23 protein-coding genes and 2 tRNA genes are annotated in these 23,703 nt (G+C 42.3%); 15 read left to right on the top strand and 10 right to left on the bottom strand.

Features of this window, described 5'->3' with window-relative positions; genetic code table 11:
• Positions 1–172: 172 nt before the first annotated feature.
• The 8 genes from AAA938_RS10875 to AAA938_RS10840 form a co-directional block, all read right to left on the bottom strand.
• The gene (locus AAA938_RS10875; RefSeq protein ID WP_338228752.1) at positions 173–1,852 is read right to left on the bottom strand and encodes an Ig-like domain-containing domain; all 1,680 of its coding nucleotides are present in this window, start codon (positions 1,850–1,852) and stop codon (positions 173–175) included.
• A complete protein-coding gene (locus tag AAA938_RS10870) occupies positions 1,849–2,742 on the bottom strand; it encodes a class I SAM-dependent methyltransferase (RefSeq protein ID WP_338228751.1) in 894 nt (297 codons plus the stop codon). Before AAA938_RS10870 ends, AAA938_RS10875 begins: the two co-directional genes overlap by 4 nt.
• Before the next feature lies 1 nt (position 2,743).
• Complete coding sequence (gene mnmG / locus AAA938_RS10865; protein WP_338228750.1) at positions 2,744–4,609, bottom strand: tRNA uridine-5-carboxymethylaminomethyl(34) synthesis enzyme MnmG; 1,866 nt, start codon at positions 4,607–4,609, stop codon at positions 2,744–2,746.
• Between the two features lie 68 nt (positions 4,610–4,677).
• Positions 4,678–5,103, bottom strand: coding sequence for an rRNA maturation RNase YbeY (gene ybeY, locus AAA938_RS10860; protein WP_338228749.1), 426 nt, complete (start codon positions 5,101–5,103; stop codon positions 4,678–4,680).
• 1 nt (position 5,104) lies between these two features.
• Positions 5,105–5,506 carry an ATP-binding protein gene (locus tag AAA938_RS10855; RefSeq protein WP_338228748.1) on the bottom strand — a complete coding sequence of 134 codons (402 nt, stop codon included), beginning with the start codon at positions 5,504–5,506 and terminating at the stop codon, positions 5,105–5,107.
• Between the two features lie 34 nt (positions 5,507–5,540).
• On the bottom strand, positions 5,541–6,308 hold the full coding sequence (locus AAA938_RS10850) for an exodeoxyribonuclease III (protein WP_338228747.1): 768 nt from the start codon (positions 6,306–6,308) through the stop codon (positions 5,541–5,543).
• Positions 6,309–6,668: a hypothetical protein gene (locus tag AAA938_RS10845; RefSeq protein ID WP_338228746.1), complete on the bottom strand. Its 360-nt coding sequence runs from the start codon at positions 6,666–6,668 to the stop codon at positions 6,309–6,311.
• 3 nt (positions 6,669–6,671) lie between these two features.
• A complete protein-coding gene (locus AAA938_RS10840; RefSeq protein WP_338228745.1) occupies positions 6,672–7,016 on the bottom strand; it encodes a carboxymuconolactone decarboxylase family protein in 345 nt (114 codons plus the stop codon).
• A 79-nt stretch (positions 7,017–7,095) separates the two neighbouring features.
• Here AAA938_RS10840 and AAA938_RS10835 point away from each other — a divergent pair, with 79 nt between their 5' ends.
• From AAA938_RS10835 to AAA938_RS10815, 5 genes are read left to right on the top strand one after another with little or no spacing between them, the layout of a single operon-like run.
• Positions 7,096–7,791, top strand: a complete 696-nt coding sequence (locus AAA938_RS10835; RefSeq protein WP_338228744.1) for a ComF family protein — start codon at positions 7,096–7,098, stop codon at positions 7,789–7,791.
• 9 nt (positions 7,792–7,800) lie between these two features.
• Positions 7,801–8,346 (top strand): YfiT family bacillithiol transferase, encoded by a 546-nt coding sequence (locus AAA938_RS10830; RefSeq protein ID WP_338228743.1) that lies wholly within the window; start codon positions 7,801–7,803, stop codon positions 8,344–8,346.
• A 3-nt stretch (positions 8,347–8,349) separates the two neighbouring features.
• Positions 8,350–9,108 carry an SDR family NAD(P)-dependent oxidoreductase gene (locus tag AAA938_RS10825; protein ID WP_338228742.1) on the top strand — a complete coding sequence of 253 codons (759 nt, stop codon included), beginning with the start codon at positions 8,350–8,352 and terminating at the stop codon, positions 9,106–9,108.
• A gap of 11 nt (positions 9,109–9,119) precedes the next feature.
• Entirely contained in the window at positions 9,120–9,728 is a 609-nt protein-coding gene (locus tag AAA938_RS10820; protein WP_338228741.1) for a hypothetical protein, read from the top strand.
• A 10-nt stretch (positions 9,729–9,738) separates the two neighbouring features.
• Complete coding sequence (locus AAA938_RS10815) at positions 9,739–10,191, top strand: PaaI family thioesterase (RefSeq protein WP_338228740.1); 453 nt, start codon at positions 9,739–9,741, stop codon at positions 10,189–10,191.
• Between the two features lie 43 nt (positions 10,192–10,234).
• On the opposite strand, the gene AAA938_RS10810 is transcribed toward AAA938_RS10815, so the two are convergent.
• Positions 10,235–10,768: an RNA methyltransferase gene (locus tag AAA938_RS10810; RefSeq protein WP_338228739.1), complete on the bottom strand. Its 534-nt coding sequence runs from the start codon at positions 10,766–10,768 to the stop codon at positions 10,235–10,237.
• Between the two features lie 78 nt (positions 10,769–10,846).
• Here AAA938_RS10810 and mutS point away from each other — a divergent pair, with 78 nt between their 5' ends.
• From mutS to AAA938_RS10785, 5 genes are all read left to right on the top strand, one after another.
• A complete protein-coding gene (gene mutS / locus AAA938_RS10805; protein WP_338228738.1) occupies positions 10,847–13,450 on the top strand; it encodes a DNA mismatch repair protein MutS in 2,604 nt (867 codons plus the stop codon).
• A 57-nt stretch (positions 13,451–13,507) separates the two neighbouring features.
• Entirely contained in the window at positions 13,508–14,305 is a 798-nt protein-coding gene (locus AAA938_RS10800) for a LuxR C-terminal-related transcriptional regulator (RefSeq protein WP_338228737.1), read from the top strand.
• A gap of 123 nt (positions 14,306–14,428) precedes the next feature.
• Positions 14,429–14,504 (top strand) — tRNA-Gly (locus AAA938_RS10795).
• Between the two features lie 78 nt (positions 14,505–14,582).
• A tRNA-Leu gene (locus tag AAA938_RS10790) sits at positions 14,583–14,666 on the top strand.
• A gap of 42 nt (positions 14,667–14,708) precedes the next feature.
• Positions 14,709–14,945, top strand: a complete 237-nt coding sequence (locus AAA938_RS10785) for a GIY-YIG nuclease family protein (protein ID WP_338228736.1) — start codon at positions 14,709–14,711, stop codon at positions 14,943–14,945.
• A 13-nt stretch (positions 14,946–14,958) separates the two neighbouring features.
• Here the strand turns inward: AAA938_RS10785 and AAA938_RS10780 are convergent, their stop codons facing one another.
• Complete coding sequence (locus AAA938_RS10780) at positions 14,959–15,117, bottom strand: hypothetical protein (protein ID WP_338228735.1); 159 nt, start codon at positions 15,115–15,117, stop codon at positions 14,959–14,961.
• 62 nt (positions 15,118–15,179) lie between these two features.
• Here AAA938_RS10780 and AAA938_RS10775 point away from each other — a divergent pair, with 62 nt between their 5' ends.
• From AAA938_RS10775 to AAA938_RS10755, 5 genes are all read left to right on the top strand, one after another.
• The gene (locus AAA938_RS10775; protein ID WP_338228734.1) at positions 15,180–18,383 is read left to right on the top strand and encodes a CHAT domain-containing protein; all 3,204 of its coding nucleotides are present in this window, start codon (positions 15,180–15,182) and stop codon (positions 18,381–18,383) included.
• Between the two features lie 54 nt (positions 18,384–18,437).
• Positions 18,438–19,628 carry a serine hydrolase domain-containing protein gene (locus AAA938_RS10770; protein WP_338228733.1) on the top strand — a complete coding sequence of 397 codons (1,191 nt, stop codon included), beginning with the start codon at positions 18,438–18,440 and terminating at the stop codon, positions 19,626–19,628.
• Positions 19,629–19,697: 69 nt separating this feature from the next.
• Positions 19,698–20,255, top strand: a complete 558-nt coding sequence (locus AAA938_RS10765) for an RNA polymerase sigma factor (protein WP_338228732.1) — start codon at positions 19,698–19,700, stop codon at positions 20,253–20,255.
• Entirely contained in the window at positions 20,255–20,989 is a 735-nt protein-coding gene (locus AAA938_RS10760; RefSeq protein WP_338228730.1) for a tetratricopeptide repeat protein, read from the top strand. The genes AAA938_RS10765 and AAA938_RS10760 overlap by 1 nt, the downstream gene beginning before the upstream one ends.
• Before the next feature lie 57 nt (positions 20,990–21,046).
• Positions 21,047–23,560 carry a hypothetical protein gene (locus AAA938_RS10755; protein ID WP_338228729.1) on the top strand — a complete coding sequence of 838 codons (2,514 nt, stop codon included), beginning with the start codon at positions 21,047–21,049 and terminating at the stop codon, positions 23,558–23,560.
• The last annotated feature ends 143 nt before the right edge of the window (positions 23,561–23,703 follow it).

Raw genomic sequence — 23,703 nt, 5'->3', positions numbered from 1 at the left:
TTTTGTCTTCATTGTGTTGATATATCTTTCTTTTTCCTCTGTTATCAAGTGCTCTGTGGATAGTCATTAATTTAAGCGTGGATAAAGTGGCGGTTTTGAACAAGAAGAGTCAATATTGGAAATAAGTCTTTCTGTCTTGGGGAAAAATAGCTTTTTATCCACCGGTTATCCGTTAGTTGTCCACGGGCTTTTTTCCTGTGTTTATTCCTGTAGGAGGGCTTGCTACGATGACTTGGTCTTCCAAAGTCCATCCACTTCTGATGATGATTTGATCTTTGCCATCTTCACCTTTAAAGAAAAAGACCCTTTCTGCTAACCGTTTTTCCAAAATATTAGAAGGGTCCCACCGTCTGTTTCCATTTCTATCTTCGATCACTCGTAATTGGAAGGTGCCTGGCTCGATCAGTTTGATTTCAAAGTCTTGTGAATCGAGGTATTCTTCTCTTATGATCTGATTTTTAGTATCCAACACTTGTAAAATAAATGGTGGGCTTGCACCTTCAATTCGTCCTGATATTCCATCAGCCAAACTTTCCCTCTTAAGTTTACGGTAATTTGCTTCCAGGACACTTTCATTGAACTGATCTTCTATATCTTTAAATGTAGAGTCAGCTGCAATAAGAGTGAAAATCTCCTTTGAAATCGAATCTGGAATAGTCAAGCTGATTTTCAGCAAATCCCTCTTTGTGGAGTCTGTGAAATAGAAGTCTGTGGGATTGATTTTGAAAAGGGAAGCTGAATCATATTTTACGAAGAGTGAATCCGTGTTGATTGCTAATACCGGTTTGTTGAATTTTAGCTCTACGTCCAGCTTTCCGAAAAAATTCTTTCCTGAATTGGCAGTGATTGTTAATTTCTCCGGTTTTCGGTCTGTTTCGGGAAATTTCGCATAAATCAAGGTATCTACCTTAAATCCTGTGGAATCCTGGAGTTGAATGGGAAATGCAATGCTGTCTTCCTTTGCAGTATTGGGATAAATTCTGATTCTTTTGTCACTTTCTATAAAAAAGTATTCTTCCCCTAGTGATTCCTGATTTATTGTAGGTTGAACTGCATTTTTATTCAGGATCAGATCGAAGTTTCTTCCAAAATTGGAGGTTCTTAGGATTCTAATTGGAGTTAGGTCTGCCTTGGATAGGTTAAATTGAATTGCAGATATGTTGTTTTCGATATGGAGTGTGTCAACTAGAAAGTCATACTCCTCATTTTTGAATTCCGCTTTGAGGTTTCCGTTGTCATCTTTCCAAGCATAGGCTCGGTAGAGTCCATTTTTGATGTTGCTGATGCTGAAATTACCACTTGTGTCCACTTGACTTAGGTAGTAAGGATTGGCCGTAAAGACGTCGGTGGTGTCGTTGAGTGGATAAATTCCAACTAGGACATTTTTATAGTCCATTTTATTTGGAGGAAAAATATAATCCACTCTTCCAGAAATGCTTAGACTATCTATGTAATCGGTGGTCGAAAATACCAGCTTGAGATTTTCAGCTGGGTTCTTTTCAGATACATCTACCACTGATTTTTGAAAGTCAAAGACATAAGTCGTGTTTTCCTCTAATTCCTGATTGAGTGCTACTGTAATCTTGTTTTTGTTTGCGGAAAAAATGACTTCTTCTTTGTTTATTCTAGGAGTTATGATAATCCCTTTGCTTGGATTGTCCAGTTGGACGTATTCATCAAATGTCAAGACCAACTCTTCAGGTTTGATATTTAGGGATTGGTCTGTAGGATTGGCTTCAAGAAGTTTGGGTGGGTCTTCATCTACGGGTCCTCCTAATGGCGCACTGATTTTGGCACAGGAATAAATTGTTCCAATTAGAATGAAGTAAATGAGTGGTTTTAGATTTCTCACTTTTTTTGAAAAATATAAATGTTACTGGAATAGCTATTATTAGCTTTTGCCTTTTTGTTGGATTGATATCCTGATTGTATGGCGTTTAGGTATTTTTTAACGAGGGATGCTTTTTCTTCTTTATATCCCTCAGAAAGTAAAGAAACATAGTAGCTGTCAAAAAGCATGGGCCTTTTATCCACTAAGTTTAAATCGAAAATCTGTTGAAATTGCTGAATAGCTTCCTCATTGAAGTGATATAGATGGCGGGGAACATCCCATCCTGCCCATTTATCTCCATATTTTCTGGCATCCCAAGATTCCGGATTTGGCACGGCTATTATTAAATAACCTTCTGATTTTAAATGAGTTAGTATTTTTTTTACAGTCTTTCTTAAATCATGTATATGCTCCAAAACGTGGAATAGAGTGATTACGGAAAACTCTTTGTTTTTCTTTAGTTCTTCTATCTCCTCTTTTACTTTATTTTTTGTTTTTTGATTGGCTATTGCCCTAGCTCCTGGATTGGGTTCTATGCCTGAGACTTTCCATCCTTTGTTTTGTGCATAGTGAATCAAATCTCCCGCGCCACATCCATAGTCGAGTAGGGATTTATCCTGGCTCAGTGAATTGATCAAGGATAATTTATTACTCAGATTTTTCTTTTTAACCTGATTGTATATCCAATGTGTAATGGATTTGGCTTCGGTTTGGTGGGAATAGTAATCAGGAAAATCATAGTAAGGAGCTATGCTCTCTTTGGTAGGCCTCGGGTTAGTGAAAATCAGTTGACAATCTGCACACTTATTAAGTAAGAAATGCTCTTTACTTACTGAAAAGTCTTTGATTTCGTGATAGTTAAGAAAATGCCCACTTTTACAGAGTGGGCATTTGACTAGTCTTTCTGTCATCTTATTTTCCAAGGTACACCGTAAGAATAGACAAATCTGCCGGTGAAACCCCACTTATTCTTGAAGCTTGGCCGAGGGTTTCCGGTCGGATTTTATTCAGCTTTTGTCTTCCCTCTGCGGAAAGAGCTGTGATTGCCAGATAGTCGAATTTATGGGGAATTCTAAAATTCTCCATATTGGAAAGCTTTTGGACCATTTGCTGTTCTTTTTCCAAATAGCTTTCGTATTTGATTTGGATCTCTGCCTGTTCCAAAACTTCTTTTGAATATTTTGACAAGTATTGATCAAATTCAGAATGGATAGCCTTTAAATCCTGTATTCCGATTTGAGGTCTTTTCAGCAGCTTTTCAATGGTCGTTTTTTCTTGAATAGTGGCTGTACCCAATGCCTCTAGTGAGGGATTGATCTCCTCCGGTGTCCATTTTTTCTGCTTTAGATCATTGATTAGATGAGCTGTCTTGGATTTCTTGTCTTGCATAGCTTGCATTCTTTCTTCTTCTGCAAGTCCGATTTGATATCCTTTCTCAGTGAGTCTCAGATCCGCATTATCTTGCCTGAGCAAGAGTCTGAATTCTGCACGGGAAGTAAACATTCTATAGGGCTCTTCAGTGCCCTTATTGATCAAGTCGTCAATTAGAACTCCTATATACGCATCAGACCTTTGTAGAAGAAAAGGATCTTTTTCCTGAACTTTTAAGCTTGCATTAATTCCTGCAATCAATCCTTGTGAAGCTGCTTCTTCGTAGCCTGTAGTTCCATTGATTTGGCCAGCGAAATATAGATTTTCTACTAATTGTGTTTCAAGTGTGAGATGAAGTTGGGTAGGTGGAAAAAAGTCATATTCAATAGCATAACCTGGTCTGAACATTTTGGCATTTTCAAATCCTGGAATTTGTCTCAGTGCCTTGTATTGGACGTCCTCAGGAAGAGATGTGGAGAAGCCATTTACATATATTTCTACTGTATTCCATCCTTCAGGCTCTACGAAAATCTGATGTCTTTCACGCTCTGCAAATCGGTTGATTTTATCCTCTATGCTAGGGCAATAACGTGGGCCAAGGCCTTGAATCCGTCCATTGAACATAGGTGATCGATCAAATCCTGTTTCGAGGGTTTGGTGAACTTCCTTGTTTGTGTAAGTAATCCAGCAGCTTTTTTGATTTTGGAGAGGCTGAGTTATATCCAAATAGGAGAATTTTTCTGGATTCTCATCACCGAGTTGCTCTTCCATTTTTGAATAATCAAGGCTTCGTCCATCTACTCTAGGTGGAGTGCCTGTTTTCATTCTTCCGGCTTCAAAACCCAATTGTACCAGCTGCTCTGTTATTCCTTTTGCCGCTGCTTCTCCTGTTCTCCCTCCTCCAAATTGTTTTTCTCCTATGTGGATGATTCCATTTAGGAAAGTTCCATTGGTAAGAACCACCGCTTCTGATTCTATTTCTATACCAATTCCTGTCCGTACTCCTCTGACTTTACCATCTTTAACAAGAATTCCAGTTACCATTTCTTGCCAAAAGTCAACATTTGGAGTTTGTTCCAGGGCCATTCTCCATTCTTCTGCAAAGCGCATTCTGTCATTTTGCGTTCGTGGAGACCACATAGCTGGCCCTTTAGATCGATTGAGCATTCGGAATTGTATCATCGATCGATCAGAAATGATTCCTGACATTCCACCGAGCGCATCGATTTCTCTTACAATCTGACCTTTTGCCACTCCGCCCATTGCCGGATTGCAGGACATCTGTGCGATTGTGTTCATGTTCATAGTACAAAGCAGGACTTTCGATCCCATTTTTGCTGCTGCATGAGCTGCCTCACAGCCTGCATGTCCTGCCCCTACTACTATTACATCATACTTCTGAAACATGTGTATTTATTGTATGTTCCACGTGAAACGTCACTTGGATAAGTTGGTACTGTTTCACGTGAAACGTTTTATAATTTCTTATAAAGAAGAATAGCTTTTTCTTCCTGAGCTCTCATCTCTTGAGCTTGTTCCTTGGATTTGTCTTTGTACCCCATTAGGTGAAAGAGACCATGTGAAATCACACGGCTCAACTCATCAGCTTCAGAGACATTCTCTTTTTGGGCATTATCTCTTACTCTTTCAATAGAGATGAAAATATCTCCTTCGATCTTATCTTCCTCTTCTGAATTGTCAAATGTGATAATATCAGTGTAGGTTTTGTGATTGAGATATTCCAGATTGATTTCGTAGAGATGTTCATCTGAGCAGAATATATAATTCAATTCACCTATTGAGAATTTCTCGGCTGATGCCAATGATTTCAACCAGGCTTTTCTTTTCCTTTTATCTGGAAGATCGAATCGAATATCTTCTGTGAAGAATTGGATAGCCATTTTAGTCCATATAAAAGGAAAGGATAGTCTTCTTCCCTCCTTCTTCAAATTTTACCTCATCACTGAGGTGACGAATGAGAAAGATTCCCCTGCCTCCCGGTTTTTCCAAATTTTCCGGAGATGTAGGGTCAGGTAATTCAGATAGGTCAAAACCTTGTCCTTCGTCTTGAATAATAAATTTGAGTTGATCATCCTCCATTTTTAGCTCTAGGTTGACCAATTTATTTTTGTCTCCTCCATTTCCATGGATGATAGCATTACTGATGCATTCAGTTACAGAAATCATAATATTCCCATAGATATCATCATTGATTTCGAAGCTTTCCTTTGCATTGTCAATAAAGCTTTCGATGATTTTTATATTCTCAATCAGAGAAGGGATTGAAATTTTTATGGATTTCATAGGGGAATTATTCTTCTGTCAAGACTTTATTTACTTATTCTGTTTCTAATTCTAAGACAATCGGACAATGATCCGAATGCTTAACATCTGGCAAAATTACGGCACTTTTTAATTTGTTTCGCAATTCATTGGTTGCCATATGGTAATCTATTCTCCAACCTAGATTTTTTGCCCGAGAATTGGCGCGAAAACTCCACCAAGTATACTGATGAGGTTCAGGATTGAAGTGCCTGAATGTATCTATAAATCCGGATTCTGTGAACTTATCCATCCAAGCTCTTTCTTCAGGAAGGAAGCCCGATGAATTTTTGTTGGATACCGGATTGTGGATGTCGATAGCTTTATGGCAAATGTTATAATCTCCACTCAAGATTAATTTAGGATATGTACGCCTTAAATCTTGCATGTATCCGTAGATGTCATCCAGAAATTCATATTTGAAATCTTGTCTGATATCGCCCGTAGTTCCAGAGGGGAAATAAGAGGAAATAAAAGAAAACCCTTCAAAATCCGCTTGAATGACTCTTCCTTCATCATCGTATTTGTTTAAGCCCATGCCATATTTCACCGATTTAGGTTTGATTTTGGTGAAAATCGCTACCCCGCTGTAGCCTTTTTTCTGAGCTGGCATCCAATAGAGTTCATACCCCAAATCAGTAAAAATACTGGCATCTACGTCTTTTTCCTGGGCCTTAATTTCTTGTAAACCAATGATATCTGGATTTTCTTTGGACAACCACTCCGCAAAACCTTTATTTAAAGCGGATCGGATTCCATTGACGTTGTAAGAAATAAGCTTCATTCAGATTTCTATTTGATATTCTTTTTCGAAATACTCCAAAACTTGAAGTTTTAGCAGTTTTTCCTGTTCCAATAAATCGATATGCGGCAATTCTTTTACCAACTTCCAGTGGGGCCATCCTTCTTGATCCACAAAGTCCAATTCGTAAAATCCGGCATAGCTCAGCACTTTGCAAATAGCAATGTGCATCAAATCCTGCTTTTGTTCTTTTGAAAAGGTATGAGGCCCTTTACCCAATTCTTGTACTCCAATCAAAAACAATACGCCATTTAGATCTTTGGGTTTTTTACCCACTGCAGACTCCAAGCCTGTTAAAAGCTTAGACCATCTCTTTTCCAGATCCAAATCCCTTTTAAACATGCTTTATCCTTGATTTTCAAGCTCTTCCCAATATTCTACCGCTCTTCTCAAATGAGGAATCACAATAGAGCCTCCGATAATCATACCTATCGAAAATACTTCAAAGACTTCTTTTCTGCTTACTCCTGCTTCAAATGATTTTCCCAAGTGATATTTGATGCAATCGTCACATCTTAAAACCATAGAACAGGCCAAACCAATCACTTCTTTGGTTTTGACATCCAATGCACCCTCTGCGTAGGTATTGGTATCCAGGTTGAAAAAGCGCTTGATCACTTTATTGTCCTCTGCCATGATTTTTTCGTTCATTTGAGAACGATAGGCGTTGAATTCTTCTATCAGATTCATTAAATTTTAGGAGTATAGTTTAATGGTGTAAATATACCGCATATTTTACCCTAAGGTTGTTCAACAATACTTTTTACCGATGCGTTTGTTTTTGTGGAAAGATTTTTTGGATTTGGTTTTCCCCCGCAGCTGCCCGATGTGCGGAACCAATCTGTATGACTTTGAAAAATGCCTCTGTACTACTTGTCAGGGGACACTGCCAGTGGCAAATTTCCATTTGAGACCTTTTGATAATGAACTGACTTCTAAAATCCAGGGCTTGACTCAGGTGAATCGGGTCATGTCATACTTGAGGTTTTCCAAAAAAGGCAAAAGTCAAAAACTCCTGCATCAGTTGAAATATCGCAATCGACCTGAAATAGGGGAAGAACTGGGCCGATTGTATGCCACAGAGTTGATCAATACCGGATACCAAAATACTTGGGATGCTGTGGTACCTGTTCCCCTCCATCCCATGAAATTGAAAAGAAGGGGATACAATCAAAGTCAGGAATTTGCAAAAGGCCTTTCTCAAATCCTTGAAATTCAGAATTTTAATTGCTTGGAAAGAAAAAAATTCACCGAAACTCAGACCAAAAAGTCCCGCTTGGAGCGAATGGAAAACGTGGATGAAGTTTTTGCTGTGCCTGAAAGTATATCTGTATCAGGACTCCGCCTACTCTTGGTGGATGATGTGATCACGACCGGCGCTACATTATGTTCCTGTGCGAATGTTCTTTGGGCTAGTGGGGCAAAAGCTGTAGATTTAGCCACCATCGCAGCGGGTGGTCAATAATTTCAATTTATGACAATAGATATTGAGTTTTTAAAATATCCGGTCGGGAAATTTCAAGTTCCTGAAATCATCTCATCTCAAGACCTTGAGGAAGCCAAATCAGTGATACGTAGCTTTCCTTCCAATCTTTTTACTGCAGTAAGTCCCCTTTCAGTAGCTCAGTTGGATACTCCCTATAGACCGGGCGGTTGGACTGTGAGGCAAGTCGTTCACCATTGTGCGGATAGCCACATGAATGCATTTATCCGATTCAAATTAGCCCTTACCGAATCACAACCCACCGTAAAGCCATACGATGAGGGGGCCTGGGCCAATTTGGCAGATTATTCCTTGCCCGTGGAAGGATCTCTCCAATTGATCCGGATTATCCACTCCAAGTGGATCGTTTTGCTGGATTCCATGGAAGAATCGGATTTTCAGAAGACTTATTTTCATCCTGAGAGCAAAAAAATCCAAAAGCTGGAGGAAGTCACACTGATGTATGCTTGGCACTCTTCCCACCATTTGGCGCATATTCAGCATTTGTCGATCAGAGAAAACTGGACAAGTAAATAATCCATGAACATTTCCCTTAAAAACCAAAGAATACTGGTCACAGGTGCTTCTAGAGGCATAGGTAGGGCGATAGCCAGACAGCTCTCCGAGTCCGGGGCTGAAGTGATTATTCACTACAATTCAAACAAATCCGAGGCTGAAAGTCTCCTTGCTCAACTCAAAAATCCAGCTCACTTGGCTGCTTGCAATCTATCTCAACCGGCGGAAGTGGTTGGATTTATCCCCCGACTGGTGAAAGAGTATGGACCATTGACAGGTTTGGTGAATAATGCAGGTATTTCCCCCTCTGCTCCAGATACCTTACCAACGGGAGAGTGGCTGGAAATTTGGGATCAGGTCATGGCAGTCAACGCCACCGCGGTGGGCATTCTCTGCAAGGAATTTGTGGATCAGGCAAAACCGCAGGAAAATGGTCGAATTGTGATGATTTCCTCACGCGCAGCTTTTCGGGGAGATACTACGGATTATTTGGCTTATGCAGCTTCCAAAGGCGCCTTGGTCAGCCTCACCCGATCGATAGCGAGGCATTATGGAAAAATGGGGATCAAAGCCTTTTTGATTGCTCCCGGATTTACACGGACGGATATGGCCAATGAAATACTGTCGGAATATGGGGAGGACTTTGCCTTAAAAGATATCGCCTTGAAAGAACTGACTATGCCTGAAGATATTGCGCCTATGGTCACGCTATTGTGTTCTGGCCTTGCCGATCACGCTACCGGCACATCCATCGATATCAATGCCGGCTCGTACGTGAGGTAAACCATCCTCTGTTGGTTTGGGTTATTAATGCGATTGATTTTGGCATGCCTGCACGAGACCCTATTCTGAGCCCGGAAATCATCCGAATTCTTAAAATTTTCATCTTTTCCTCTTTGGGAATGGTGATCGCTTTCTCTTTTTTCGATGGATATAGGGCAGACAATTCAGGAAGAGATCGCTCTTTTTTGGTAGCTGATGCCAATTGGATCTACTTTCTCAATGTGCGCGGAATCCACTATGACAGGGAAGTTAGAAGGGATGCTGGAATGACCCTGTTTAGGCATTCCAAAAGAATACAAACCGATTCTCTTCCCAGTTTTTTCCCCGCTCTGATTCTCAATCCTACTAAAGACGAGGCCTATATTTATTTCGAGTTGGAAAATGCGGAATACCCTATTCAAATTCTAGCCCAATCAGGTCAGAAGTCAGAAATTGTAGATTTTTCCAATGGAAATAATGCTGATCATTTTCAGCTCTTGACTCAATTGAATTCCCTTTTGGAAAATGATTATTCCTTTCAGTTGAGGGTCGGTGATTCTATTTTTCCACTTTGGGCTGAGGAAAAAGAGCTTTCCGTTTTGAAAACGGTTATGGAAGACTATTTTCGGCTTTTGGATTAAATCACTAGTAATGGAAGCTACCACCCGATTGATGTATTTTCAGTCCCAAATAGGACAAACCTTGGACAAAACTCCTTCAGCAGCAGGCAATTGGCTGGGTGGAAAGCTTCTGGAAATCGATAGTCACCATATCAAAGTTCAATACCTCGTCCGTCCGGATATGTGCAATCCGGGAAAAGTTTTACACGGAGGAGTGGCTTCTCTGATGCTGGATGATGTGATCGGTATGGGGAATTTTGTTGCCGGCTCAGAGTTTTTGATGACAAGCATCAATCTGAATGTTGATTTTCTTTCCTCGGCCCAAGCTGGAGAGGTGCTGGAAGTGACTGCCAAATTGGTCCGGTCAGGATCAAATCTCAATCATTGGGAGGCGATCATCCGGAAAGATTCCGGGAAAACCGTGGCAAAAGCCAGCTCAAATCTGATCAAAACCCACGTCAAACTGGCTGATTTGGGCTTTTGAAATTCGGAGGCCCTAGCTTGGGTTTCAAATGGGCCCCTATCCTTTAAAACTGGTCCAACTTGACCATCATATCCCAAACAGCAATACCCAAAGAAACCGCAATATTCAGAGAATGCTTGGTGCCGAGCTGTGGGATTTCCAGAACATGATCGCAGGATTGGAGAACTTGTTCTTCCACCCCAAATACCTCATTACCAAAGATTAATGCATATTTTTTACCCTTTTCGGGAAGAAATTCATTTAGTTGGATCGATCGGTCCACCTGTTCCAAGGCACAGATCTGATAGCCTTCCTCTTTTAATTTTTTTACGGCATCCATGGTATTGAGACAATATTCCCAATCCACGGATTCGGTTGCTCCCAAAGCGGTCTTTTGGATATCCCGGTGAGGAGGAGTACCGGTAATTCCGCATAGATAAATCTTTTCTATACGAAATGCGTCCGCAGTCCGAAATGCGGAGCCCACATTGTTAAGGCTTCTCACTTGATCTAGAACTAAAACCAATGGTGATTTTTCGATTTTCTTAAATTCCTGGACAGACATCCGGTCCAGTTCTTCCATGCTTAATTTCTTCATCTTGTTTGAACTCCTTGACTAATTCGGCTATTTTCAACCCTCATTTTCAATCCAAAAGTAACCCATTTCTCCCAACTCATGAGTAAGTCCAAAGACGGAAAAGAAACACCGCTGATGAAGCAGTACAATGCGATCAAGGCCAAACATCCCGGAGCTTTGCTGCTTTTCCGTGTCGGGGATTTTTATGAGACTTTTGGGGAAGATGCCGTTGTCGCAAGTAAAGTCTTGGATATTGTTTTGACCAAAAGAGCAAACGGGGCCGCTTCCCATATTGAATTGGCTGGTTTTCCCCATCATTCCCTGGACAATTACCTCCCCAAGCTGGTCAGAGCAGGAAATCGGGTGGCTATCTGCGATCAGCTGGAAGATCCCAAAATGGTCAAAGGAATAGTCAAGCGTGGAGTGACTGAATTGGTGACCCCCGGGCTTTCCTACAATGATCAGGTGTTGGACACCCGAAAAAACAACTACCTGGCTTCTATCCATTTCGGCAAGGATAAGCATGGAATCGCTTTTTTGGATGTCTCGACAGGGGAATTCATGTGTGCAGAAGGAAGCTCTTCTTATGTGGAAAAACTCCTTCAAAGCTTTGCTCCTTCTGAAATCATTTTCTCCAAGGCTGCAAAAAAAATAGCTGCTGAGCTCATCAAGAACGATTTTATCACTTTTCACTGTGAGGACTGGGTCTTCCAGTTTGACTTTACTTACGAAAAACTCAAAAACCATTTTGGCACAGCTAACCTCAAGGGCTTTGGCATCGAAGATTTGGATTCAGGAGTCATTGCTGCGGGTGCCATTTTGCACTATCTCGAAGAGACTGAGCACAAGGAAGTGCAGCATATTTCTTCCATTTCCCGAATTGCCGAGGAAAAATACGTTTGGTTGGACAAGTTTACCATTCGAAATCTCGAACTGGTTTTTGCCCAGCATGAAGGAGGGGTGCCTCTCATTCAGATTTTGGATCAAACCGTGACCCCTATGGGCTCAAGGATGATGAAAAAATGGATGGTATTACCTCTGAAGGAGAAAAAACTGATCGAGGAGCGCCTGAATGCGGTGGAGTTTTTCTACCAAAACTCAACCTTGATTGAGGAGATTCTCAGTCAGCTTAGGCATATCGGGGATTTGGAACGCTTGATCTCCAAAGTGGTTGTAGGGAGAGCCAACCCGAGGGAAATGAATCAAATCAAGCGGGCGCTGAAGTCCACCCTGCCGATCAAGGACCTACTCAAGGTCCAGCAAAATCCAACCTTGCAACGCCTAGCTGATCAGATTCATCCCTGCGAGTATATTTTGGAAAAAATCGAAAGGGAGCTGCTGGAAGATGCTCCTATGCTGGTTCATCAGGGTGGAGTCATCAAGGACGGAGTAGACGCTGAGTTGGATGAATACAGGGGATTGGCCAATAAAGGCAAGGATTTTTTGGTACAGATTCAACAGCGGGAAGTTGCCAATACGGGAATTTCTTCCCTTAAAATCTCCTACAACAAAGTTTTTGGCTACTATCTGGAAGTGACCCATGCTCACAAGGATAAAGTGCCCCAAGAATGGATTCGCAAGCAGACTCTGGTCAATGCTGAGCGGTACATCACCCCTGAGCTAAAAGACTACGAAGAGAAAATCCTCAACGCAGAAGAGCGAATGATTGCTCTGGAGCAGAAGTATTTTCAGGAATTGGTCAACGATGCGGCCCAATTTGTAACCCAGATTCAGCAAAATGCGCGGATTTTGGGCACTTTGGATGCTTTGATATCATTTGCCAAAGTGGCTTTGTCAAATGGATATTGCAGACCCAAAATTTCAGACACGGAGACCTTGGAAATCAAAGACGGAAGACATCCTGTGATCGAGAAGCAGCTTCCTCCCGGTGAGCACTATGTGCCAAATGATATCTACCTAGATCACGACAGTCAGCAAATTCTGATCATCACCGGTCCAAACATGGCGGGTAAATCCGCTCTCCTTAGGCAGACAGCTTTGATCGTCCTGATGGCTCAAATGGGAAGTTTTGTCCCTGCTACATTTGCCCGTATCGGAATCATTGACAAGGTCTTTACAAGAGTAGGAGCGTCAGACAACCTATCGAAGGGAGAATCTACCTTTATGGTCGAAATGACCGAGACGGCAAGCATTTTAAACAACCTCTCGGACCGTAGCTTGGTCCTGATGGATGAAATCGGTCGGGGTACCTCTACCTATGACGGGATTTCCATTGCCTGGTCGATCGTGGAGTATTTGCATAATAATCCCACTTTTAAAGCCAAAACCCTGTTTGCTACTCACTATCATGAGCTGAATCAACTGACGGAGGACTTTCCCCGAATAAAAAACTTCAATGTATCGGTCAAGGAAGTGGGAAACAAAGTCATTTTTATGCGAAAGCTCAAAGAAGGAGGAAGTGAGCACAGCTTTGGGATTCATGTAGCTCAAATGGCTGGTATGCCAAACCCTGTAGTTTTGAGGGCTGCAGAGATTATGGCTCATTTGGAAAAAGATAAAGCCATGTCCGAAAAGAAGGAAAGTTTCAAAGCAGTTCCAAAAAACAATTACCAATTGTCTCTGTTTGAAATGGACCCCAAATTTTCTGAAGCTAAAAAGCTATTGGAAAGTATCGACATTAATTCGATTTCTCCGATTGAAGCTTTGCTAAAACTTCATGAGATTAAGAAAAAATTGGAGTAATTAAAATCTAAAAGCTTACTATATTCAAGTTTTAAAACTTAACACAGAAGGTTTTTTATGGACAAGGTATTGCTTAAAGACCTAAAAAAACAGGACAAGTATACCAAGTTTTTCCAAGAGTGGAAGGAACAGGAATTCAAGGGAAAGCTGGATGAAAAAAAGCTTTTGAATGAATTGGAGACCCTTGCCAAAAATATTGGAATTCAGGAAGGGTTGGTAGTGGCTTGTTTTGATTACCGAAATTTAAATCTGGCTTTTTTTACTGGAAATGTAGAGGAGATCTCCGGATATCCGGAATCAATGTTTCGAAAGAAAGGGATGGAAACCTCCTTTACCATGATCCATGAGGATGATCGTCCAGAATTATTTCGATTTCAGAAGATTGTTTTTGATGTATTTCACAGTTTGTCTATCAGTGAGCGGCATACCTTCCAGTTTTCTTATACTACGCGCTGGGTTCACAGAACAACCCGAGAAGTGATATGGATGACCTCAAAGGTCCGGCCTTATGTCATTGACAAAGAAGGGAATTTCATTATGGATCTTCATATCATTGTCCGATTGGTATCCCCTCCCAAGCTAAAAAATTACGATTGGGATTATTCTTATACTCGAGACGATGGAAGTAAGATCTTTGTAAGTAAAGGTTCACCCGACGACAAAACCGTAAATCTTACTCAAAAGGAAAAGGAAATAGTTTCTTTGATATTGGACGGCAAAGAATCCAAAGAGATCGCAGATATGCTGAATATCTCTTTCAATACGGTAGCTACACACCGAAAAAATATTTTGCGGAAGCTAGGAGCGAAAAATGTGGGAGAAATGGTGAAGATTCTTGCATCCTATGAGTTTTGATTGTCTTGGAACTCAGCTTAATCGAGGTTTTTAGAAAAAATTATTCGCTGGGTTCTTGCAAAAATATTTTCTCGCCTTACCTTTGTATCCACAATTCGCCTAGACAACGGTCAGGCCAAACAAGCGAGAGTAGCTCAGTTGGTAGAGCACGACCTTGCCAAGGTCGGGGTCGCGAGTTCGAATCTCGTCTCTCGCTCCAAAGCCCTTGAAAAAGGGCTTTGTCATTTCAGGACATTTGGATACCCAATACCTGAAGCTCTAGAAGAATCTAGAGTAAGCCGGGATGGTGGAATAGGTAGACACGCAAGACTTAAAATCTTGTGGCCATTAGGCCGTGCGGGTTCGATTCCCGCTCCTGGTACAGAAGCCTCGCAGAAATGCGGGGCTTTTTGTATTTTTAATCATGTACGTCTATGCTATCAAAAGTAAAATCAAAAACTACATCTATGTAGGGATTACCCAAGATTTGGAGGAAAGACTTCACAGGCATAATTCAGGTTATGAAAAAACCACTAAGCCCTATGCTCCATTTGAGCTTATTTATTTAGTTGAAAAACCGACTCGGCAAGAAGCAAGAGTAGAGGAAAAAAGACTAAAAACTACCTCAGGCAAGAGGTTTTTAAGGTCGATTCTGACTTAAAATCTTGTGGCCATTAGGCCGTTCGGGCCTGCCTGCTGCAGGCAGGTTCGATTTTACCTACCTCAGGTAGGTCCCGCTCCTGGTACAGAAGCCTCGCTCCGATTATAGTCGAGCGAGGCTTTTTTGTTTTCAAGGAAATCACATCCAGTCCTTTCAGAAGAATACCGCTCATTTGCGATGACTTTTTTATATCTTATTCGATGAGTCCTTAACCTGACCCATTCACTATTTCAGATGAAAAGATTCCTCCTTTTTCCTTTTTTCATGTTTTCTTTTTCGCTTTTGTCGCAAGACTTCCCCTCCAAGTCTATTTGGGAAAAAATGCTGGAAAGCGGCCAAGAGAAAGAGGCTCTGACTCAAATCGAGGACTTTACCCAAGGCCTGATTGAGCAAGGCCTATACGACAGCCTTCCCCACTATTTAGACCTTTATGGCCGAATTCTACAAAAGAACTTGACAGGGGATGAGTCTGAAATAAAACTTCTGACTATCCATCAGAATTGGAAAATACTCTCACAAAACCCCATTTACCAACGCTCGTTGGCAAAAGGCTTAGCCAATTGGTTTGAGTTTATTGGAAACAATACCGCGGCCTATGAGGAGACGCTATTGGCTTTGGAATGGGCCAAAAAAGAACCTGAGCCAAATCAAGAAGTATTAGCCAGCCTTTACCTCAATCTGGGCGGACTTGCTGTTAAAAATATGGACTTGCCTGCCGCCAAGAGGCATTTGGCCCAAGTATTGAGTTTGGAGCTTTCCGATTCCGACCCAGAAAATGTTTATTTCGCCAATAGTTACCTGGGAAATATTGCCTATTTCACCGCCAACCTGGATTCAGCGGCTTTTTACTATGGCAAAACCTTAGCAGCCATTGATCAGCTGGACCCAACTCCGAGAAATAGCTTTTACCGAAAAAGTATCATCCTTAACAATCTCGCGGGTGTGCAGATGGCCCAATCTGACTTTGAAGCTGCAGAACAATCCATGAGCAAGGCAATAGCCTATGGAGAACAATACATGGCTTCTGGGCTTGAGGCTCTGGAGTACCAGAAAATCCTACAGGACTATCTCCGGTCGTTGGACAATCTGGCCGGTCTGTATAAGCAAATGGGCTTCTATAGCCGGGCCAAGCAGCTGTTGGAGTTTTCCTTTCAGAGAAAATCAGAGGAACTGGGCGAAAATGATCTGAATACCACCAAATCCCGAATTCTTCTGGGACAGATTTATTTTGATACGCAGGAATTGGATTTGGCTAGAAAGTACCTCGAGGACGGTCTTGCAAGATTGGAGGAAAGCGATCAGGAAAACACCTACTGGAAAGGAGACGGAATCCATACTTTGGCTAGGATGGAGGACTTTTTGCAAAATGAAGAGCGGGCAGATTCGCTCTACAGAAAAGCCAAGTCTTTGTTTGAAGAGGAGCTGCAAGGGGATTACGATGTGATTTATTTGGACTTTCTGAAAAACTTCAGCCTTTTTTTGGCCGAAAACCAAAAAATCAAGGAAGCGATTTCACTTTCTCAAACTGCCAGAGACTACCTAGCCGATCTGGCTTCAGACAATTTGTACCTTGATTTTAATCAAGCTGTCAATCAGGCTGCGATCTATGAATTGGGAACACAATACGAGAAATCCCTGGAATCCATTGGTCAAGCCTTTGGACTCTTGAATCGACTGGTCAATCAGCGCAGCAGTTTAAACGATTCCCTTCAGGCAGTTTTCCAAAAGCCACAGCTCATTTTGATCCGAAACCGGAGCCGATATCAATTGGGAAAAAAGGATCCTGAACTCCTAAAATCCATTGAAAACGAGCTTTTGGAGGGTCTTCAGATCATTGATTCTCAATCAGACTTTCTTTTTGAACCTTCGGATATCAGTATTCAGCTGGACCTAAATCAGGAATATTTTGAGTTTTTGGAGAAGATAGAGCTCGAACTTTATCAAATCAGCGGAAATGAAAGCTACCTGGACCGGCTTCTAACCTACCACGAACATGCTCGCTATCGGCAGATCCGGTCAAGGCTTCAAAAAAATCAATTGGTTAGGTTTGGTGGGGTTCCACCGGGAATTCTCGAAAGGGAAAAGTTTCTTGAAGAGAAATTGAAGGAGTCCCTTCAAAATGAAAAGAGGGATCTTTCAGCCTACATCAAAGCCCGAGAGGAATGGGACGGCTTTTTGGATACCTTGAGGACCCGCCATCCTTCCTATTTTCAATTGCATTTTGAAAATAGCCAAAACGCACTCACTCGGGTTTATTCCCAACTCAATCCGAATATAACTTACCTTAGATACCTCCACATTGGAAAAGAATGGTGGGTTTTGGTCCTCCGGGGAAATGAGAAGAAGCTGATCCACTTGGATACACCCGCCCTCTCACCTACCCTTGAATTACTGGCTGAGCAAGCCTCTCTAAACAGTTATCAGCCTGCTCTTTTGCACGAGCTCTATCAATTGCTGTGGAAACCTGCCCTTCCTTACCTGAAAACCCAACGAGTGGCTATAATACCCGAAGGCCTGCTATTCAATCTCAGTTTTGAAGCACTTTGTAAGAAGCCGGTAGAGTTTTGGTCTGATTTGGTAGAAAACTCACTTCTGCAGGACCACAGTTTTTCCTATCAATACGGGATGCTGTTTCTGGACAGTCAGGTGGGAATTGCCTATGAGGATCAATTGGTAGCCTTTGCTCCCGGATTTTTTGATCAAATGAAAGAAAGCTATCGTGCCTCTTTTTTGGATCGGCAGTTTTTGGACAAGGCATATATGGAATTGATTCCGCAGCCTTTTACCCGAAAGCTTGTTGAGGAGATTTCTTCCCGCTTTGGAGCCAAATCATTTCTGGAAAGCGGGTCCACCGTGGCTAATTTTAAATCAGAAGCAGGAAAATCCCGAATTATCCATTTGGGTACACATGCCTTTTCCAGCAATGTCAATCCTGATGATTCCCGCTTGGTTTTTGCCAAATCTGCCGAAAACCCTTTGGAACCACACGAACTTTTTGCAAGTGAGATCTATGAGCTCGACCTTACTTCCGAATTGGCAGTGCTGCTAGCCTGTGAGTCCGGCAAGCCGGCCTATGCACCCGGAGAGGGCATGATTTCATTGGCGCATGCCTTCAATTATTCCGGGACGAAGTCACTTTTGATTGGTTTGGGAAAAATCGACGAAAAAGCCAGTGTAAGCATCACGGAGGATTTTTACCACTTTTTGGAAGAGGGGCTGAGCAAGGATGAGGCTTTGAGAAAAGCCAAACTCAACTATTTGTCCCAAGCTAAAGGCAGGGAATTGGATCCCTCTTTTTGGGCAAGTCTCATCATTTTGGGAGATGCAGAACCTGTCGCCCTGAAACCCCAATCCCGTTCCATTTGGATCATTTTAATGTGTTTGGGGGCTGTTATTGCTTTTTCTTGGGTTCTGCGAAAAAAACTTTTTGCAAGTTGATGACTTCAGAGCGGAGTAATCGATGCTATAGAAAGTAGACAACTTCTCTTGCTCATGAAAAATAACTTCAAACATTTCCGACACTTCTCCTGGATTTTCATTTTGGCAGTTCTTATTGCCTGCTCCGAAAGTTCAGACCCAACGCCCACGCCTACACCTACTGCCAAGCAGGAGGACATAGCTGCAATAGACAGTCAAATTGAGGGCTTTATCTCCCAATACAACATACCCGGTGCAAGCTTGGCTATATCTAAAAATGGAAAACTTGTCTATCAAAAGGCTTATGGTGTGGCAGACCAAGCCCAAAACAAGGCCATGGAGTTGAATACCCAAATGAGAGTCGCCAGCGTTTCCAAGACGTTTACGGGTTTGGCGATTATGCTCTTGGTCCAGGATGGGAAAATCAAACTGGAAGACAAGGTATTTGGGGAAGGCGCAATTTTGGGAACTACTTATGGTACCAAAGCCTACTCCAACCGGGTCAAGCAAGTGACTGTACGGCATCTTCTTCAAATGACCACCGGAGGTTGGGTAGTCAGTGGGAATCGGGATGCGATTGATTACGAGCAGGGCAGAACAAATGCAGGCTTTTTTGACTGGATGATGGACAATGCGACCCTGAACTTTGACCCGGGAAGTCAGTACTGGTACATCAACACCAATTATTTCGTGGCGGCGCGAATTGTGGAAAAAGTTTCCGGAAAAAGCTTTGCCCAATTTGTCAAAGAGCGAATCACCGATCCATTGAAAATGACCGCTACAGCCTACGGGAAAAACGGAACCCAGGGCAGACTTCCCAACGAAGCGACCTATTACGGACAGGGCGGGACCAAAGGGTTTGAGTACAATTTTAACCTGGAAAGACGGGATGGAGATGCAGGAATTGTCACCTCGGCACCAGACCTGCTTCGTTTTGTGACCGCTATTGACGGGAACCCATCAAGGCCGGATTTGCTTGACCCAGCCATTTACAATCAATTCATCCAAGGCTCTACTGCCAACACCGGTTTTGCCAATGGAATAGCCCAAAACAATCAGATCAAATATTTCTACGGAGCATTACCCGGTACTCGGTCTGGATACATGTTTCATTCCAATGGAATGGCTGCAGCATTGATCTTCAATGGCAACGGGGATTACACCCAATCCAATTACAACAGCACATTTGCACGGGCCCATGATGAGCTGATGGTCAGTCTCATTACTAGAAATTTAAACGTGTATCAGGAAATTGATCAATTCTGAAAGGAGGTAGTGCCTTGGATTCTTGGCATCAAATGGATTTACTAGTATCTTTTTGGCAACTAGTCAAGTATGCCGAAAGATTCGATCAGTCTGTTGTCACAAGAGGAACTTATCCGGGGGATCAAGGAGAATGATAGAAAGGTGATGAGCTCACTTTATATCGATGTCTTTCCCAAAGTGAAAAGGTACATTCTTCAAAATAACGGCGATGAAGATCAGGCAAAAGACATCTTTCAGGAAGCTTTTCTTGTGGCTTGGCAAAAAGTAAAAGCCGAGGAATTTTTGCCTCAAAACAGCTCTGCCATGCAAGGTTTTCTATTTCAGGTGTCCAAAAATAAATGGTTGGATTTTCTTCGCTCTGGCCGATTTAAAAAAGAACAGACCTTGAGTGGGTTTTCTATTGAAATAGCAGAAGAAAAAGAACTTGGAGAATCAGAGGAAAGGACATTGGCTTTGGATGTGGCTTTTCAAAAGTTGGGCGAGAGCTGTAGAGAATTACTGAAGCAGTTTTATTTCGAAAATCTTTCCCTAGAAAAAGTAGCCCAGAGCTTTGGCTGGACCACACAGACCGCCAAAAACAATAAGTACCGCTGCATGGAGACACTCCGCAAAATCATGAAACCCTGATGTCAAAGGACTTAAATATCACCCCCCTTGAATATGAGTTGATCGAAGCTTGGCTGGACGAGACCCTTTCTCCTGAGCAGGCTAAGGCCTTTCAGGATTTGGAAAAGGAAGACTCCGAATGGTCGCTGAAAGTGCAGGAAGTCAAAGCACTCCGCGAAGAATTAGAATCCCTCCTGGTCAAGGAAGAACTCGAAAAAATCCATGAAAAAGCCTTTGCCGGAAGCGCTTCAAAGACTGTCCCATTCCCGAGATGGATTTGGGCTGTGGCGGCGAGTCTAGCTTTGATTTTTGTGGCGTGGTGGGGATTCCGGGTAGGACTACAAGACCCGAATCAAAAACTATATGAGACTTACTATGAGACAGACCCTGGACTGATTACGGCCATGTCCGGAACCGATTCCTATGAATTTGACCGGGGAATGGTAGATTACAAAGAAGGGAAATACCAAGAGGCGCTGACACTTTGGGAGCCTTTATTGGAGCAGAACCCTAGCGGGGATACTTTGCTCTATTTTGTAGCCATGGCCAATCTTGAGTTAGAGAATTTTCAGGAAAGCCAAAAGATCCTTCAGCGGATTTTGTCAGAGTCTTCCTCCGAATTTGAAGAAGATGCCAAGTGGTATCTGGCACTGATTTATTTGAAGCAAGGCAAACTTGAGCAAGTAAAAACTCTCCTCTCCAACGTGGAAAGACCAGAAGCGAAACAGCTTTTGGAGGAAATTCAGAAAGATTAAGAAAGTTTGATGACCTTTTTGGCTTGCATACGATGAGTAATAAAAATGACTCTACGTATGAAAAAGCTACTCTTCTTCTTTTTGGTGGCCCTTACCCTTTCTTGCCAGGAAGACACCGAACCCGCAAATCCAACCAACCCTACTAATCCACCTGTGGGAGAAAATCCGGCTGGAAATTTTGAAACCCAAGAAGTCCAAATTGTATTGCCTGAGGGTAGCTCCTTGGACTTGACTGGTGCTGAATTGCTGTCCTTTGGGAATAAATTCCCAGTAGAAAATGGAGGGAAAACCAAAGCAATTGCCACACCAGGTGAAGGCAGTGTTACTTATCTACTAGACAAAAATGGGGAAATAATCCTGATGGGATACCTTTCCAGTAATCAAACGCGGCTGTCTCCCCAGACTACAGCGGATGTATTGTTGTACTTAGGCTCCCGATTATGGTTAATTCCCGGACAAAATGCTCCAAGCTTCTTTAGCAAAATCAATGAAGTCCCTGCCGGACTGGCATGGAGAGAAGAATTTGAGGGATTATGGAAGCAGGACCCGCTTATTCTTTCCAAGGGGTCTTTTACTGAGCCGCTTAGTGGGGTATTAAAATCTATTATGCCAGAACCCAATGAGTTGGATATCCGAGCTAAAGTATCCGATATTCAGGTCGATGCAGCAGATATCAGAAGCGGTATTCAGGTTTTTGAAAGCGACCTGGGAAAAATTTCAGTCACCAATTCTTATCGAAGAAGAGCGCATGCTTTCTTGTACAAAATATCTTCAAAGGATGAATCCGGTGTCAAAACAACACTTATAGATAATCTGGGAGGCAACACCCCTGCCAAAGAGGACTTTATCATAGACCCAGCCTCTGCTGCAAATTCTTTAACGGGGATTTTGGGTAGTCTTGTCGAAAATATACAATCGGAAATAGCTGCGAAAACAAGCGGTCCGGCGTCCTTGCCACTAGAAGACAAGGAAAGTGAGGCGGAATACCGGCTACATATTGTAGGCCCTGGAATAAGCTCCACCAATCCAAAAACCGAAGCAGAATTTCTGAAATTAACCCGCTTGGAAGTCGAGACCTTTGCGATAGACTTTATGTTTCCCTTGATTATGGAAATTTTTGGGTATAAAGGAGAACTGAAAGAAGGAGGGATAGATATCAAAAATGGGCGGGTTGAGGCTTTTATAGAAAAGACAGAAGTCTATTTAAAGGCTAGCCCTGATGTTTATGACGAGATCAAAAAAGGGCAGTATTCGGGAGCTCTAAGGAAGGCTGTAGAAAAAGTGTATGCTGGGACTGTAGAATCGAAATTCTCCGACTTGGCATGGCTGGGTTTTGACTTGATGCGAGAATTTGGAAAAGACTATGTGAAGGGTTTTCCTAAAGTCGATCCTAGCAAATCTGAAGAGGTTTTTGAAAGTGCAGGAAGAGTTCTTAAAGTTTTGAATTCCGCCCTTTTGGCAGGAGATTTCCTGCGAATCGGTTTGGATTTTAGAAACTCCCGTCAGTTTGAGGAATGGACCGTTACAGCCCGCTCGGCTAAAGTCAGCCTACTCCCTGCTGAGGCCACCGTCTCCAGTCGGGGCAATAAAGAAATCAAAGCCGAAATCAAAAACCTCGAAGAGGAAGGCGGAGATAATTTTCCTTATTTCAAATGGAGCACTTCCGGAAAGTATGGCTACATCCAAGACAAAAAAGGAAACAAAGGAAAGGAATTTGACAGCTCTGACAAGGAGATCATCTACTACTCCGAAACCAGCGCTTCTGATCTCCCTGAGGAAAATAATTTTGAGTATGTCTACCTGGAGGCCTACTACAAAAACCAATTGATCGGTCGGGATACCACAGTTTTGAATTTGAAAAAGAGCTCCTATATGCTCAAACCCGGAGGACTGGTGCTTTCAGGAAAAGAAGACCTTATAAATTCTGCCAAACTGTTTATCGAGCCTGTCAATCAGCGGGATGCGGATTTTACAGGCAAAAAAGTGGTGTGGACTACCGAAGGCAAACATGGACGATTCGTGTCATTGGATGGTATTTCTAATGTAATCACCTCATACGACACCAACTCCATCACCTATGTTTGCAGCGACAAAGAAACCAAAAAAGGAACTGAAACTGTCAAAGCAAGGATTTATGAAAAATCAGCCGTGGATGGGGAATATTTCCTCTATGAAGAACTCACCCTTCAGATTGAGATTGACAATTCGGACAATATCAAAATCATCACCGTAGATCTTCAGGTGAAAAGCTTTCAAAATCAAACAGGCAATTACCTGAATTGTGGTTCGGGTGTACATTTCCTGATTGATCCTCAGCCCAATGCGATCTCTTACACAGCGAAGATTATTGACTTTTATCCAGCACCCAATATCATGGTTGGTAGATCTTCGACTTGGAGTGCTGATAAAGTACCTGATGAAGATGGTAAATATGAATTCAGCTATGTTTTTGTCAAATCCGGAAGCAGGCCTGAGAATAAAGGCTGGCCGGATTGTGGAGGCTTTGCCGCTGAGGCGGGAAAGTACAAAGGCAAAGCTCAGGTGGTCATTCGGCTGAAAGACCCCGGATGATGGGAATGGTCAGAATCTAAATCACAAGTCAAGCCCTCGGATGGATAGCAATAGCTTCTCTTTGCCGAGGGCTTTGATTTTTTAAGATTGATTTTTCAAATCTTTGATGACCTTTTTGGCCTGCATACGATGAGCTATAAAAA

Origin of the sequence: Algoriphagus taiwanensis (assembly GCF_036245645.1) — a bacterium.
GTDB lineage: Bacteria > Bacteroidota > Bacteroidia > Cytophagales > Cyclobacteriaceae > Algoriphagus > Algoriphagus taiwanensis.
This window is presented reverse-complemented; position numbering and strand designations above follow the sequence as displayed.